This window comes from Trichormus sp. NMC-1 (assembly GCF_001858025.1).
Lineage (GTDB): Bacteria > Cyanobacteriota > Cyanobacteriia > Cyanobacteriales > Nostocaceae > Anabaena.
The window spans coordinates 155,415-170,282 of record NZ_LZQD01000005.1 but is presented as its reverse complement, the minus strand read 5'-3'; the positions used below and the strand labels follow the sequence as shown (position 1 = coordinate 170,282).

Below are 14,868 nucleotides of genomic sequence, written 5' to 3'. Positions count from 1 at the left end.
TTTTAGATTTTAGATTTTGGATTATAAGAACTAATTGAGCGTTGGGTAGGGGTTTAGCATTGCTAAACCCTTACAAGATTTAGGAGACTTTTACACTAATGTACGGGCGAAGCATTGGGGCGATCAATTACAGCAGTTTCCGAAAGGCTATTTTCCGAATGCTTCGCCCCTACGGATTGTTGTTGTAACCAACCGGCATTATCATTTTTGAAGGGAGATAAAGCCCGAAGACGTTCAACAATTTCCGGCATTACAGCTATTACTTGGTCGATTTCAGCTTCGGTGGTGTAGCGACAAAGACTGAAGCGAATGGAACCATGTAAAGTGGTGTAAGGTAAACCCATCGCTCGTAAGACGTGGGAAGGTTCAAGAGAACCAGAAGTACAAGCAGAACCAGAGGAAGCACAAATACCGTATTTATTTAAGGAGAGCAGAATTGCTTCACCTTCAATATATTTGAAACCGATATTTGTGGTATTTGGCAATCTATTTTTGATATCACCATTTACTTCACAGTCGGGAATTTTAGCAAGAAGAGCTTTTTCCAAGCGATCGCGCAACTTTCTTTCTCTTTTCGTTGCCTCTTCTAAATGTAGCATTTCCAGTTCCGCAGCTTTGCCTAGAGCAATAATTCCGGGAACATTCTCTGTACCTGCTCTGCGTCCCCGTTCTTGGTGTCCACCCAGGAGGAAAGGACGGAACCGAACCCCACGACGCACATATAAAACACCGATACCTTTAGGTGCGTGAATTTTGTGACCAGATATAGTTAACATATCTATGGTGCTGGTCTTCATGTTCAAGGGTATTTTACCTACCGCTTGGACTGCATCGACGTGGAAGAGAGCGCCATATTCTTTAACTCTAGCACCAATCTCTTCAATAGGAAAGATAGTGCCGGTTTCATTATTGGCATACATCACGCTCACCAAAGCAGTATTACCTGTCAGGGAAGCTTCCAGTTCATTTAAATCTAACTGTCCCTTCGCATTTACTGACAAATAAGTAACAGTATAACCTTGGGTTTCTAATTGTTTGCAGACATTCAAAACTGCGGGGTGTTCTACCTGAGTTGTGATGATGTGGCGTTTTTCTGGTTGAGCTAATAATGCACCACGAATAGCAGCATTATCTCCTTCAGTTCCACAACTGGTAAAGATGATTTCTGATTCTTCTGCTCCTAGTAAAGCAGCAACTTGTTCTCTGGCTGTTTTTACAGCTTTGCCAAGTTGTCCACCAAAACTGTGCATACTAGAAGGATTACCGTAATAATCTGTCAGGTAAGGCAGCATCGCCTCTAAAACTTGAGGATCTACTTTGGTGGTAGCATTGTTATCGAGATAGATGCAATTTTTTTGCATTTTAGTCATTAGTTATTAGTCATTAGTCATTAGTCATTAGTCATTAGTCATTAGTCATTAATTAATGATGGGGGACAGGATAGAGATAAGAGATATTAATTACTAATTATCCCCCCTGTCCCTCTGCATTTTGCATCAAGCTGGTACTTGGCCTTGATGCTTTTGCAATTTTTCAGAGAACTTCTGGGAATAAGTGTTCCGCCAATTTTCCCAGTAATCTTGTTTATTTGTTAATTTAGCTAAGACACGGTTGTAATTAGCAAACCAACCTTCCCAATAATCGCTTGGTTGTTTAACGCAACCATCAGCAGTGGGACAACCTGCCTTGCATTGAGGTACAGTGTGAATACTGCCATCACAGTTTGTGCAAAGTTCCGAATCAATCCAGTGATTACCATCAACTACTTTGATTGCACCGGTGGGACAAACAGACAGACAGAGCTTGCAGGAAATACACTGGCTAGTAATTTTGTAAGCCATGATTATTTACCTTGGTGTGAATTGGGGATGAGGTGATTGGTAATAGGTGATTGGGAAAAAGGTGATTAGGAAACCTGGACGGGGAGACCCCGCCCCTACTGATTTTCTGTCACCTGTCACCTGTAACCTGTCACCTATTCCGCTACATATTGCTCGTAAAACTCTAAAGCAACCTTTTCAATTACGTCGTAAGCTTCAACAGTCTGTATCCCAGCTTCGTGCAATTTCTCTTTGGGACAGTTACCGATTTTGGAAACCAAGACTGCTTTACAATCTGCGATCGCTTTCATTATATTGTCTGCGGTAGCTTCTTCGCTGTAACCACCTTGACAATATTGATCAATCTTGCGATGACTGACAAAGCGTACTTCGTTACCATCAACTTCATAGACTTGAAATTCTTTAGCGTGTCCGAAGTGTTGGTTAACTAATCCACCACCTTTTGTGGCTACTGCAACTAGGATTTTGGGTTTGTTTTGTAGAGATTTGCCATTGTTACTCTCTACAGCAGTTGCTTTGGCTTTGTCTTTAGCTGCTTTAATTTCTTCTCTAAATTTCTCAATACCTTCGTGAACTTCTTGGCGTGTTTCAAAGTTATATTCTGGAGTCATTTCCAAGAACTTATCTTTGGTGAATTCTTGGCTACGATCTTCTCCTAATAATCCTACCGCATCTGCTCGGCACTGACGACAGTGACGCATCATTTTCATGTTACCAGAACAGTTGTCTTGGACTTCCTTCAGTTCTTTACCTGTGGGTCCCCGTTGACCGGTTAAACCGAAGTGTGTACCATGTTCTGGTGCAGAAATTAGCGGCATGATGTTGTGCAAGAATGCACCTCTGGCACGAATTGCCTTGTTAACTTCAACCAAGTGTTGGTCATTAATTCCCGGAATCATCACGGAATTAACTTTACACAAGATGTCAGCTTCTTTGAGAGCTTGCAATCCTTCCAACTGCTTTTCTAGGAGAATTTTTGCCCCTTCAACGCCTCTATAACGCTTGCGTTTGTAATGAACCCAAGAATAGATTTGAGCGCCTATTTCTGGGTCGATGGTGTTAAGGGTGATAGTAACGTGATCTATATTTAATTGCTTGATGCGATCAACATATTCTGTGAGCATCAAACCGTTAGTGGATAAGCACAGTTTAATATCTGGTGCTTTGTCTGCAATCAATTCAAAGGTACGGAAGGTTTTTTCTGGATTAGCCAAAGGATCACCAGGTCCCGCAACTCCCAAAACTGTCATTTGGGGAATTTTCCCGGCAATTACCAACACTTTATGTGCGGCTTCTTCAGGTGTGAGCAACTCACTTACCACTCCAGGGCGACTTTCGTTAGCACAGTCATACTTGCGGTTACAATAGTTACATTGAATATTACAAGCTGGGGCAACTGCAACGTGCATCCGGGCGTAATGGTGATGAGCTTCTTCACTGTAGCAGGGATGTTTAGCGATGCGTTCTATGAGTTTTTCGTCCATTTCAGGGGTGGTGCTGCTGTCGCAACCACAACCGCCAGATTTGGCTGGGGTGATGATGGTTTCCTGATTGGAGGAGGTGAGAATGTTTGTAGCAGGTAGTGTCATTGAATTTCGCAAGGTCGGTGGACTAAAGAGCCACTGTGGGAGATGCTGTTACTACTGCCAATGCCTATGAACTGAAGTCGCGTCTTATACTCATTTTGTTTGCAGGAGTATGATACTAATTGTGGATTATTTAGTGTTATTTGAGATCATGGCAAAAGTCTATTAATTAGGACTTTTAACCCAAAATCTAAAATCGTTCGACTGAGCGCAGCCGAAGTCTAAAATCCAAAATTTCTCCAAGGTTCGGCTGGTGTGTGTCGCCCCGTCAGGTCTTGGGTAGACTTTGTGTATACAGCCGCGACTTCGATTCACTTCAGGCATGGTGCTATCTCATCCCTCCACTCACTTTTGGCTTCTAATCTTTGTTAAGGAGCGTTAAGTGATTGGCGATAAATGATTTATAGCAGCCGTTTCTAGATAGGTGGTTTGGCTGTCTAGGATAGGATTTATTGGATATATTATGTTTGTACTCAAATCTATAAACCCCAATCTTTGCCAGGGTTACAAAAATTAAATAAAATTTTTTCGGGTAGAGGTTCTAGTATTTTTCGGTTGGGGTACGAGTATTGATCGAGTGGGGTTCAGGATTTATTTGTACTCAGTCCAAACCCAATCCCTGAGAGGTATTGGGCAATATTTGGGTTTATTTTGGGCTACATTAACCATGTACTCAAACGCTCCTCAAATCCTGCTGAAAGCCCTAATTTGCAAGGTATTTGAGGTGTAACTCTGAAGCAGAAAACGTTGTTAGAGTCCAGAGATCTGCCAAATTATATTCTGTATCCAACATATCATTTTTTTTGAGGTAAAAATGCAGTTCATATTCTTTTAACTTTTCGATGATTAATGATGTTAATTGCACTTTAAATTTATGTTGAATAAGCATTATGGCTTGAATAACATCATAACTATTAATGCAGATTATTGGCAACAAATTTAATTTTTTATGTCAGTTTTTCTGGGTTTCACCTTCTCAAAGCTGTTCAGGAATGAGAACTAATGTCAAATTACAGAATAGGGAATAAGAAAAAAATAATCGTTCTGAACTTTTAGCATCGCTACACTATATTTATAGAGAACAAGTTAAACAGGGGGAAATGTCATGAAAGCTGTAGTTATCCGTCGCTATGGTTCTGCGGAAGTGTTGGAGTATGAAGAGGTGGAACAGCCGAAAATCACGCCTGAGCAGCTACTTGTCAAGGTTCACGCTAGTAGTGTCAATCCCATTGACTGGAAAACCAGGAAGGGAATGTTGAGTTTGTTGACGGGGAACAACTTCCCCATGATTCTGGGTTTTGATGTGGCTGGAGAAGTGGTGAAAGTTGGTTCCCAGGTGACGCGGTTCAAAGTAGGAGATGCTATTTATGGCAGCACTAACTTTCCTGGGGGTGCTTATGCAGAATTCGCTGCTATCCCGGAAAATTTTGCGGCTCCCAAACCCACCAATATGAGTTATGAGGAAGCAGCCACTGTACCTTTAGCGGCGCTAACGGCTCTACAATCCCTGCAAAACTTGGGTGATATCAAATCAGGTCAAAAGGTATTGATTAATGGTGCATCGGGCGGTGTAGGCGTTTTTGCGGTGCAAATTGCTAAAGCTTTGGGGGCTGAGGTGACGGGCGTTTGCAGTACCAGAAATTTGGATTTGGTGAAATCTTTGAATGCAGATTTAGTGATTGACTATACGCAGCAGGATTTTACCGCAGGTAATGTGCAGTACGATATTATTTTTGATGCTGTTGCCAAAGGAGAATTTTCTAATTGCAGAAAAGTTTTAAAGCCAAATGGGGTTTATGTTTCCACTTTACCTACCCCGGAAGTAATTTTACAGGGTTTTTTAACAATGTTTCTGCCTGGTCAAAAGGTAAAATTTGTGTTGGAAATACCTAATAACAAGGATTTGGTTTATTTAAAAAATTTGATTGAAGGGGGTAAAATGCGGACAGTATGCGATCGCACTTATCCTTTGCAAGAATTAGCTGAGGCTCATCGATATAGTGAAGGTGAGCGTGCGGTGGGGAAAATTGCGATAGTGACGCTGGCCGCAGTTTCTGGTTAAATCGAGATTCTTTGGTCTATTAGCGACAATAAAATCCCAAATAACAATATTTTTTGTTAAAATATTAGTTGTATTTAATACTGGGTAAATTAATGAGGCAACATTTAAAAATTGCGTTACGCACAACATCAATCCAGGGGCTGATATTGTTACTCCCTATTTTGGGCAATTTTCTATCTTTAGCTAGTGCCAGAGCAAATTTAAATAGTAATCTGATAGTTAATGTAAATGGAATAAAAAACCAAACTGGAAAAATTTGTGCTAGTCTTTTCCATCAAAGCAAAGGATTTCCTAGTGACAGTAAAAAAGCTTTGCAATTCCAGTGTATCGAGATGAAAGAACCGCCTCAAAAACTGATTTTCAAGAACTTGAAAGCAGGCAATTATGCCGTTGCATTAATTCATGATGCCAATGCAGACGGTATTCTCAATAGCAATTCTTTTGGTATCCCTACAGAAGGTTTTGGGTTTTCCAATAATCCATTGATTCTAACAGGCCCACCCAAGTTTAACAATGCTGCTGTTTTAGTAGTTGGGCCTAGTACTGATATTCAGATTCAGTTGCAATACCTTTTGGGTGGCTAATTTAAATATTGGCGTTGCATAATGGCAATATAAATTCAGCACGGTATTGGAACTGCTCTACTATTTACCACCTGAGAATATATGATAGAACAAGAACTCTTGAACCGTATTACTAGCAACCAGAAAGTAATGGTTGGAAAACCGACAATCAAAGGCACACGCTTAACAGTCGAGTATATTCTTAATCTCTTGGCACACGGCGCAACAGTAACAGAAATTCTGGAAGAATATGAAGGTTTAGTAGAAGCAGATATTAGAGCTTGTTTATTATTTGCATCTCGCTCTCTAGAAAGTACAATTTTCATGCCTTTGACAGCGGAGATTGCGTAGATGCGATTTTTGGTAGATGAAAATACAGGTGTGGCTGTCGCTCGTTGGTTACGTGAACAAGGTCACGAAGTTTTCTCAGTTTATGAACAAGCACGAGGAATTGATGATAGCACAATTATTCAAAAGGCTTTTGATGAAAACTGGATTTTGATTACTAGCGACAAAGATTTTGGTGATAAGGTTTATCGGGATCAGTGTCCACATCGGGGTGTGATTCTTCTCCGTTTGGAAAATGAACGTTCTGCCAATAAAATCTACATTTTACAGCAGGTATTTGAAAAGTATATGGAACAGTTAGCGGATAGTTTTGTAGTAGTTACTGAAACTCAGATTAGATTTGCAAGGATAAAATAATTCGCTGTTGTTGAAAGATATTAAACTGTTATTGACTGAAGTCTAAATAGATATTTGGGGTCTGGGTAGTTATTGCTAATCAGTAAATTATTATTTTGTAGGGTGGGTTAGCAACAGCGTAACCCACCATTATTATTGATAGTGAATGGTGGGTTACGGCACATAATCATTATTCTATTTTACTTCTTTATTACCTCATCTGCCTAACCCACCCTACGATTACTAAAAAATGGATAAAATCACGCTATTCTAATTGTTAGCCGAATCATCTCTATAAAAAGTTAGAGCATCACTCTGTTGCAATGCAAAACTATTCAACTCATCCAATTTATACTCTTTAGCATTGCAACCATTATCATTGAAGGTTGAAGAAAGGATAGTCTTAGATTTATAGTAACTTTTATCGCCTTTTGGGTTATTCCAGAGATGCAGATCGAAAATAACTGGTTCGCTCGATAAACTTTCACATCCGTGTGAAGTCCAATAGAGATTATCACTATATTTTGCAAATGCAACAAGTTTGTATTGACTACGTTCGATATTTCCTGGGATATTACTCACTGTAACTGATAGTTTTGCTCCATCGCCATTCTCAGTCTTGACTTTTTGGTATCCTTCATGAGTACCTACCGGCTTATGGATTTTTTGATTAATTGTTGTGTTGGTAAATGATTTTGAGGGTATAGGACTGATAGTATTCCCAGGATTCGATGTGGAACCACTACCGCCTGGTGGTGTTTTAGTATGATTACTGCTAATCAATGCAGCAGCAATTGTTCCTATTGTGCCAATCACTGCAACAATAATTGTAGCCAATGTATTATTATTCATCTTTCTTATTTGCTGGCATAAGTGGCTTCTCGTAAAATTGACTCACGTTTATCTTTACCGAAACTACAGCACTTACCTAAACCTGAAAAGCGGAAAAAGGCGGATCGCAAAAAAAATTACCAAACAGACGGAAAAAAGCTGAAATATACGGATAAAGTCTGCTAAAATTACATATGTCGCGTTACATTGCTAGATATGCACGTTCATGAAATACTACAATTTGTGGATGACGCTGTTTATACCAATACAGGACAGCATCTCAATGACTTGCAGCGTGGAGTTATTGAGGGAACGCTAAAGCATCAAAAGTATGCTGATATTGCAGAAATTTGTGGTTGTAGCGCAGGTCATATCAAGGATGTAGGTTACGAACTTTTGCAAATGTTATCTGATATTTTTGATGAACCAATTGATAAAGGTAATCTTAAATCAGTTCTATAACGTCAAGGAAATGTGAATATTTCTTTGGGTAAAAATAGTAGTAATATATTTGGAAACGGCTGTATAAATGTTGGTTCAAAACAACCCAAAAATGAACCAGATAAAAATCAGGTTGTTGCTTCTAAGTTCCAGCAGCGAAGTAAGAATAAAACTAAGATTGAACGAATTGATAAATTACGGTATTTTGGCTTAAGTGACGAGCAAATTGCAGAGGTGCTAGATTTATCTTTGGAAGTTGTAAAGCAGGTAGAATCGGAATAATAAAGCTTTTAATTTCTACGGTGATTTATTATTTGCCTTTTTCCGCTGTACACAATCAATGTTATAATAACATTAATTCTTGAGTATCCTGTTATGAGCCAAATTCTAACTCTGGAACTGAGCGATAAGATAGCGATCGCTATTCAGCAACAAGCTAATAATGTCGGTATTTCTCCAGAAAATTTAGCAACAGCATTGCTAGAACAGCATTTTAGCCAAGTTTTGCCAGTATCTACAGATGTGCAAAAAGAATTAGCACAGGCGAAATTTGAGCGTCATTTTGGCACACTCAATATCTATAGTAGTACAAATATTGATAATGAGAGCATTGATGCAGACTTAGCGAGAGAGTATGCTAATAACTACGAGGAGGATTAATGCTAATTGATACCTCCGGGTTACTTTGTTTACATTATCCAACTGAGCCACTTCATAGTCTAGCTTGTACTGCATACAAAAAGGCTACAGTTAAACTAACTCACAGTTACATCATTGCTGAATATGTTGCTTTAGCAAATGCCAGACGCTTTCCTCGCTCATCCATACTTGCTTTTGTTGTTGACTTATTGGATAACCCAGATATTGAAACGGTTTGGATTAATGAATCATTGTACAGAAAAGCAATTGAGCTATTGATGATAAGGCAGGATAAAAGTTACTCTTTATGCGACTCCATCAGCTTTGTACTGATGCGTGAAAGAAGTATTAACGAAGCTTTAACAACAGATCGACACTTTGAGCAAGAAGGCTTTATTCGTTTACTGCATCCAAAATCATAATAAACATATTCATTATTTTAATATATCAAAATATCATCTTTGCTGAGTCATTGCCATCACGGTTGCAACAGTCAATTCTGAGATATTGCCAAGGCTGGGGAGTGTATCATTATTTGCATAAACGAGTGGTAACTCTTTATTTTCCCAAACCCAGATTTGCTTTCGCTGAATATCAATGAGCCAAGCAAGCTGTGTCCCGTTACTCAAGCAGTGCAGGATTTTTTGTTGTATATCTAAGGTGCTTTGATCAGGAGAACGAATTTCAATTAACCAGTCTGGTGAACCTTGTAGCGGTCCATCTTCATCAGTAAGACGTTCACTCTTAACAACCGCAATATAAGGTACGGGAGACATGGGAGGTACGATACACCGGAGTTCTTGGATAGCTTCGTAGGCGTTAGTTTGGCTGTTGATGGCGTTAACAAGGTTACGTTGGAGGCGCGAATGAAACAGCGTTGGCATGGGCTTTTGCTGGGCTTGTCCCTGGATAAACTCCCAGGCAGGAGAGGCTTCAATATTGGGTTGCTGAAGAAAATTATCTAATGGGTTAGTGAGGGTAGTAAATTGCATAGTTGCTATTATTTATTGTTCACATTTTTGGGAAGTTCAGTAAATTCAATCTTTCCTTTTTAATAAATGCAACATGGAATATTCTCATCCTGTAAATCCTTTAATCCTGGACATCCTGATTCAGACAAAAATTATAACACAAGATAACTCAATAACATCCATCTCCCTATATTTCTATTTTGTATTCCCACATACAGCAAACAAATCCTAAAACAAAATAAAGAAATCGCTTTTTTGACTACCAAAACCCTACACTAATAATAGTAGCTGAGTATACAGAAATCCAAGTTGTAATCCCTTCTATCTGCCATTTTTAGGCAATGAGTACAACTGAAATATATAGCTAATTATCTTGCCTAAATCGCTGTCAAGCCTCACAGGTAAAGAGATTTATCTTGAGTACAAAAAAACTGAATCCCCACCCCAGAAATACCAGTACCCCTGTTATAAAAAGCTAGTACCCCTACCCCAACAGAAAATGTAAAGTTCTGTCAAATAGGGGTTTAAACCTATTGAGTACAATCGTAATAAATTCAATAAATCTAATCGGTATCTGCGGTTATGTTTGCTTTCGAGTCACCTGATATAAGCATAAAAATACAACATGGCTTTTTTAACCAGACAGTACCGATGCAACAGTCTTTAGACAGTATTAGTAAACCCAAAACTGCAATTACAGACTTGCGGAAAAATCAACGTTCTGGCGGTTTTTTGGAGACATTAATGAGCGATTTTCGCATCATTTTTGAGCGTGATCCAGCAGCACGTAATTGGTTAGAGGTAATATTTTGTTACCCTGGATTTCATGCTCTGTGTTTACATCGTCTCGCGCATTGGTTACACCTGCGGAAAGTGGGTTTTATCCCACGTTTCATTTCTCACTTGGGACGGTTTTTCACAGGTATTGAAATTCACCCAGGTGCAGAAATTGGTAAAGGTGTATTTATCGATCATGGCATGGGTGTTGTGATTGGTGAAACTGCCATTGTGGGAGATTACACACTAATTTATCAGGGTGTAACATTGGGTGGAACTGGGAAAGAAAGCGGTAAACGTCATCCCACTTTAGGTAATAACGTTGTCGTGGGTGCCGGTGCAAAAGTTTTGGGAAATATTCAAATTAGCGATCGCGTCCGTATAGGTGCAGGTTCAATTGTCTTAGGTGATGTGCCTCCAGATTCCACTGTTGTGGGGATTCCTGGACGCATTATTTCCCATAAACAAAGCAAACGTCTCTCTCCTTTAGAACATGGAAAACTTCCTGATGTTGAAGCAGGTATAATTCGTTCTTTGCTTTCCAGAATTGAGAAACTTGAACAACAACTGCAAACCCTGACAAATCATCAGCAGCACGAGGATAGTTGAATTATGTTTTCACTAGGAGAACAAGTTTTGCAGATTCCTTTGAGTGATAGATGGCAAGTTTATCACCGTTTGCAAGAATTAATGATTACTTGTTCTTGTCCTCCAGATGGTTCTTTGCGAGTGCAAATCAATAGTTTCCAAGAAGCCATTCTTGTCCGTAGTGCAGTTAGGCAATTTTTAGCTTCTCGCTGTGAGTTAGTGACATGGTTAGAAGATTGTTGGCTTCACAGTTTTGAGTAAAAAGTGTGTGAGTAATCACAATTTACAACTTCTAGAATGTCTAATCAATACAATATCAGAGCGTAATTCATGATGCAAGCATGATTTAGACTCTGAAAAGCTCAAAGTTATTGTTCACTCACAAATTAGCTTGCAGACTGAAGAGAATTAACCTAAGCTTAGGTTTCACTCACTTTTCCAAATCTGCTAAATCTACTAAATCTCAAACTTCTCTGACATATTTCATTTCTGAATACAGTGAAATTAGTAACTAACATTGGGGATGGAATTTGAAAAATTATTGTCTAACTTGATATTTTCAACGTCAAATTATGGTACAGCGTAACAGCGATAAGAAATTACTTCACTTTTTGCATAATGAACTGGAACTTCCAAAAGCAAATATTGCTGTTGCTTTGCGACACCGTGAGTTAGATAAAGGACCAATACCGATGCTGCTTTGGCAATATGGTTTTATTGATTTAGAGCAGTTAGAAAAGATTTTTGATTGGTTAGCAGAACACGCTTAAACAATTCAAAAATATGATGTAATGACTCTTGCATCTAGTACAAAACAAAAATTAATGAACAGCTTGTTTAATGTGCTTTTTAAATTCTTAATTTTAATTGAAATTTTAATTGAAATTTTAAATTAAAATTCCGAGACAGCGGTACTAGTCTAAATTGTTAGCCAAAATTATTACATCTTAGATATGAAGCGAATATTTGTGAGACATCTATTGTCTATACAAAATATCAATTATTGTACACAAATGAGGCTACTACTATGATTGTTAGTTTAATTGCTGGACTGAGTATCTTATTATTGACAGGACTTACTAATAGCTATATTAGCTACTGGCTATTTGTAGAGCAGCCAAATGAAAGCAGAAAAAAATCTTCCTAAATTATACCAAGATTTTGTTTTCTGTCATACAGATGTGGTGTGAGTTATTGAGCAATAATTAAAGTTCATAAACCCTGTTTAATAACTAGCGCTATTTTTAGTATTTAAATTGGAAATTTTAATAATTTTTTTATATCTATTATTACTAGGAATTGTAGCGTTAAAGAGTATTAGTAAAAACTCCACTAGAGGGATATTTGAGATGAGTGAAATCATTATTAATGATACTACATTACGTGATGGTGAACAAGCAGCAGGTGTTGCTTTTAACCTAGAAGAAAAAGTAGCGATCGCTCAATTTCTTGATGCCATTGGCGTACCCGAATTAGAAGTCGGTATTCCGGCAATGGGAGAAGAAGAAATTCGGGCAATTACTGCCATTGTTAACTTAGATTTAGATGCGAAATTACTCGGTTGGAACCGCGCTGTAATTTCAGATATTAAAGCTTCTATTGCTTGTGGACTGCAACGAGTACATATTGCTATTCCCGTTTCTGGTATTCAAATTGCTGCTAAATTTCATGGTCAATGGAGAGTAAGTTTACAAAGACTTAAAGACTGTATTAGCTTCGCAGTTGATAATGGTCTTTGGGTTGCAGTCGGGGGAGAAGATTCTTCTAGAGCCGATGAAAATTTCCTCGAAGATGTGGCATTATATGCTCAAGAATGGGGTGCATCAAGATTTCGTTTTTGCGACACAGTTGGAGTTCTTGATCCTTTTGGAACTCATCTAAAAGTTAAACGGTTAGTATCTACTTTATCAATTCCCGTAGAAATTCACACCCATAATGATTTTGGTTTAGCAACTGCTAATGCTATTGCTGGGATAAAAGCTGGAGCCGTTTCTGTTAATACCACCGTTAATGGTTTAGGTGAAAGAGCCGGAAACGCAGCTTTAGAAGAAGTTATTATGGCTCTAAAATGCATCTATGGTGTTGATTTAGGGATTAAAACCCGACACTTATTAGAACTATCTCAATTGGTTGCTGCTGCATCAGGTGCTAATGTTCAACCTTGGAAAGCAATTGTCGGTAAAAATACCTTTGCTCATGAATCTGGTATTCATGCTCATGGTGTATTACAAAACCCAGAAACTTATGAACCTTTTGCTCCTGAAGAAGTAGGTTGGGAGAGAAGTTTAGTCATAGGTAAACATTCTGGACGGCATTTAGTATCTAATTTGTTAGAACAATATGGCATCTTTTTGAATTCAGAAGAAACCCAATCTATATTAGATGCAGTACGTCAACAATCAACACTAAAAAAACGTAGTCTCACTACAGAAGAACTGTTAAATCTAGTACGTGAACAGAGGTATTCTCATGCAGCGCGATGAATTAGAACTGGACTTACCTCCCGCTTTTGAAATTGGTCAAAAAGTACGAATTCGTAAATTGATCAAAAATGATGGTACGTTTCCTGGCCAAGACATTGGTGCAGTTTTGGCTCAAAAGGGAGACGTTGGTTATGTGGCAAGTATAGGCACATTTTTACAAAATACCTATATATATGCTGTGCATTTCTTAGATACAGGGTTCGTCATCGGTTGTAAAAAGAAAGAACTAGAAATTGTTGAGGAAAATAATGAAAGTAATGCTAAGAATGAATGATGCTGGTACTTTAGTTGTTTACGTTGCTAAAAAAGACCTTGAGGAAGAAGTTGTCAAACAAACTGATAGTGATGCAGGTAAAGTTCTCACTTTAGCTAATGGTTGGGAATTAGAATTTAGTGAGTTACCAGCTACAGAAAAATTACCCCTCACTGTAGAAGCTAAACGCCTCGCTTAGAAATTTGATGGTAGGGAGATGGTGAAAATCCATCTTTGAAGTCATGTCAAAATAATTCGTAATTGATAATCCTTAATTTGTAATTCTCATCATTGAGAAATTGAACTGCTTAATTGATAGTGTCGTTTACTCTCTTCAATTACGAATTACGTTCGCGTAGCGTGCCGGAGGCTCTATTACGAATTAGACATGATTCACCCTATCTAACTCAGTTTGACTAAAAGTTAATTTTGTAATTTTGAGTTATCGACATGGGTGAAAAGTATCAGTCGTTATCAGAATTGAATCTTGAAGGACAGTTTTTAGGTTTTGTTGGTGATAAACCAGGAAAATATAAATATTTAAGTTTAGCGATTCCCTCTGGGAAGGTGAAAGTTAAACTACCTAAAGATTTGCGCTGCTCTCCAGTTTCTTCTTTAGTACCTGGTGAACAAATTCGCGTTGGTGCTATCAGTAAATTGAACTCTCGCACAAAAAAGATCAAACTCAAAGCTTATCAAGTAGAAGCAGTTGGTTTGTGTTTCATTGAAAATCGTCAACCTCAAACCAAAGCCAAGATTATGGTTTGTCAAAAATCTGGTTGTATGAAACGGGGTGGAAAGGGGTTATTATCAGACTTAGAGAAAACTTTGTGCGATCGCGGTTTATCTGATAAAGTGACAATTGAACATACCGATTGTCAAAAACGTTGTAGCAGCGCTCCCAATTGTGTTTTGATGCTGGGTAAAAAGCAATACAAGAAAGTTCATCCAGAAGCTATAGCCTCTTTGTTAGAGAATCATTTGAGTTAAGTTATCAAGATATGTTATGAAATCATTGCAAAGGTGAAAGAGAACAACTCTCATTCGCCTATTTTTACTGTCAAGAGTTAACATAAAAATAGATCTGTAATTTGGATTGCACCTTTGGATCTAGGCGCGAAATTCATATACAGCAGAATTCAGGAGTCA

At 38.3% G+C, this 14,868-nt stretch carries 20 protein-coding genes; 15 read left to right on the top strand and 5 right to left on the bottom strand.

Annotated features, from left to right (window positions below; genetic code table 11):
- Positions 1-95: 95 nt before the first annotated feature.
- The 3 genes from nifS to nifB all read right to left on the bottom strand — a co-directional run bounded on the left by nifS (position 96) and on the right by nifB (position 3,430).
- Positions 96-1,361, bottom strand: a complete 1,266-nt coding sequence (gene nifS, locus A9Y75_RS17015) for a cysteine desulfurase NifS (RefSeq protein WP_071190945.1) — start codon at positions 1,359-1,361, stop codon at positions 96-98.
- A 135-nt stretch (positions 1,362-1,496) separates the two neighbouring features.
- A complete protein-coding gene (locus tag A9Y75_RS17010; protein WP_071190733.1) occupies positions 1,497-1,841 on the bottom strand; it encodes a 4Fe-4S binding protein in 345 nt (114 codons plus the stop codon).
- Between the two features lie 134 nt (positions 1,842-1,975).
- Positions 1,976-3,430: a nitrogenase cofactor biosynthesis protein NifB gene (gene nifB, locus A9Y75_RS17005; protein ID WP_071190732.1), complete on the bottom strand. Its 1,455-nt coding sequence runs from the start codon at positions 3,428-3,430 to the stop codon at positions 1,976-1,978.
- A gap of 1,102 nt (positions 3,431-4,532) precedes the next feature.
- Between nifB and A9Y75_RS16995 the strand changes: the two genes are divergently transcribed.
- From A9Y75_RS16995 to A9Y75_RS16980, 4 genes are all read left to right on the top strand, one after another.
- Positions 4,533-5,489, top strand: a complete 957-nt coding sequence (locus tag A9Y75_RS16995; protein WP_071190730.1) for an NAD(P)-dependent alcohol dehydrogenase — start codon at positions 4,533-4,535, stop codon at positions 5,487-5,489.
- A 68-nt stretch (positions 5,490-5,557) separates the two neighbouring features.
- The gene (locus A9Y75_RS16990) at positions 5,558-6,073 is read left to right on the top strand and encodes a DUF2141 domain-containing protein (protein ID WP_343232443.1); all 516 of its coding nucleotides are present in this window, start codon (positions 5,558-5,560) and stop codon (positions 6,071-6,073) included.
- 81 nt (positions 6,074-6,154) lie between these two features.
- Entirely contained in the window at positions 6,155-6,403 is a 249-nt protein-coding gene (locus A9Y75_RS16985) for a DUF433 domain-containing protein (protein ID WP_071190728.1), read from the top strand.
- On the top strand, positions 6,404-6,757 hold the full coding sequence (locus A9Y75_RS16980; protein ID WP_071190727.1) for a DUF5615 family PIN-like protein: 354 nt from the start codon (positions 6,404-6,406) through the stop codon (positions 6,755-6,757).
- 249 nt (positions 6,758-7,006) lie between these two features.
- Here the strand turns inward: A9Y75_RS16980 and A9Y75_RS16975 are convergent, their stop codons facing one another.
- Positions 7,007-7,588, bottom strand: a complete 582-nt coding sequence (locus tag A9Y75_RS16975) for a hypothetical protein (RefSeq protein WP_071190726.1) — start codon at positions 7,586-7,588, stop codon at positions 7,007-7,009.
- Positions 7,589-7,783: 195 nt separating this feature from the next.
- Here A9Y75_RS16975 and A9Y75_RS29740 point away from each other — a divergent pair, with 195 nt between their 5' ends.
- The 4 genes from A9Y75_RS29740 (at position 7,784) to A9Y75_RS16960 (ending at position 9,069) form a co-directional block, all read left to right on the top strand.
- Entirely contained in the window at positions 7,784-8,029 is a 246-nt protein-coding gene (locus A9Y75_RS29740; protein ID WP_236721440.1) for a hypothetical protein, read from the top strand.
- A 12-nt stretch (positions 8,030-8,041) separates the two neighbouring features.
- On the top strand, positions 8,042-8,290 hold the full coding sequence (locus A9Y75_RS29735) for a hypothetical protein (protein WP_236721439.1): 249 nt from the start codon (positions 8,042-8,044) through the stop codon (positions 8,288-8,290).
- A gap of 93 nt (positions 8,291-8,383) precedes the next feature.
- Complete coding sequence (locus A9Y75_RS16965) at positions 8,384-8,668, top strand: hypothetical protein (RefSeq protein ID WP_071190725.1); 285 nt, start codon at positions 8,384-8,386, stop codon at positions 8,666-8,668.
- The gene (locus A9Y75_RS16960) at positions 8,668-9,069 is read left to right on the top strand and encodes a PIN domain-containing protein (RefSeq protein WP_071190724.1); all 402 of its coding nucleotides are present in this window, start codon (positions 8,668-8,670) and stop codon (positions 9,067-9,069) included. Before A9Y75_RS16965 ends, A9Y75_RS16960 begins: the two co-directional genes overlap by 1 nt.
- Before the next feature lie 33 nt (positions 9,070-9,102).
- Here the strand turns inward: A9Y75_RS16960 and A9Y75_RS16955 are convergent, their stop codons facing one another.
- On the bottom strand, positions 9,103-9,639 hold the full coding sequence (locus A9Y75_RS16955) for a Uma2 family endonuclease (protein WP_071190723.1): 537 nt from the start codon (positions 9,637-9,639) through the stop codon (positions 9,103-9,105).
- A gap of 630 nt (positions 9,640-10,269) precedes the next feature.
- Here A9Y75_RS16955 and cysE point away from each other — a divergent pair.
- From cysE to A9Y75_RS16920, 7 genes are all read left to right on the top strand, one after another.
- The gene (gene cysE, locus A9Y75_RS16950) at positions 10,270-11,004 is read left to right on the top strand and encodes a serine O-acetyltransferase (protein ID WP_071190722.1); all 735 of its coding nucleotides are present in this window, start codon (positions 10,270-10,272) and stop codon (positions 11,002-11,004) included.
- A gap of 3 nt (positions 11,005-11,007) precedes the next feature.
- Complete coding sequence (locus A9Y75_RS16945; protein WP_071190721.1) at positions 11,008-11,244, top strand: Asr1405/Asl0597 family protein; 237 nt, start codon at positions 11,008-11,010, stop codon at positions 11,242-11,244.
- A gap of 311 nt (positions 11,245-11,555) precedes the next feature.
- Entirely contained in the window at positions 11,556-11,753 is a 198-nt protein-coding gene (locus tag A9Y75_RS16940) for a DUF2949 domain-containing protein (RefSeq protein WP_071190720.1), read from the top strand.
- A 579-nt stretch (positions 11,754-12,332) separates the two neighbouring features.
- The gene (gene nifV, locus A9Y75_RS16935) at positions 12,333-13,466 is read left to right on the top strand and encodes a homocitrate synthase (RefSeq protein WP_071190719.1); all 1,134 of its coding nucleotides are present in this window, start codon (positions 12,333-12,335) and stop codon (positions 13,464-13,466) included.
- A complete protein-coding gene (locus tag A9Y75_RS16930; protein WP_016951714.1) occupies positions 13,453-13,740 on the top strand; it encodes a nitrogen fixation protein NifZ in 288 nt (95 codons plus the stop codon). The genes nifV and A9Y75_RS16930 overlap by 14 nt, the downstream gene beginning before the upstream one ends.
- Entirely contained in the window at positions 13,715-13,918 is a 204-nt protein-coding gene (gene nifT / locus A9Y75_RS16925) for a putative nitrogen fixation protein NifT (RefSeq protein WP_071190718.1), read from the top strand. Before A9Y75_RS16930 ends, nifT begins: the two co-directional genes overlap by 26 nt.
- A gap of 251 nt (positions 13,919-14,169) precedes the next feature.
- Positions 14,170-14,709 (top strand): (2Fe-2S) ferredoxin domain-containing protein, encoded by a 540-nt coding sequence (locus A9Y75_RS16920; protein ID WP_071190717.1) that lies wholly within the window; start codon positions 14,170-14,172, stop codon positions 14,707-14,709.
- Positions 14,710-14,868: the final 159 nt, after the last annotated feature.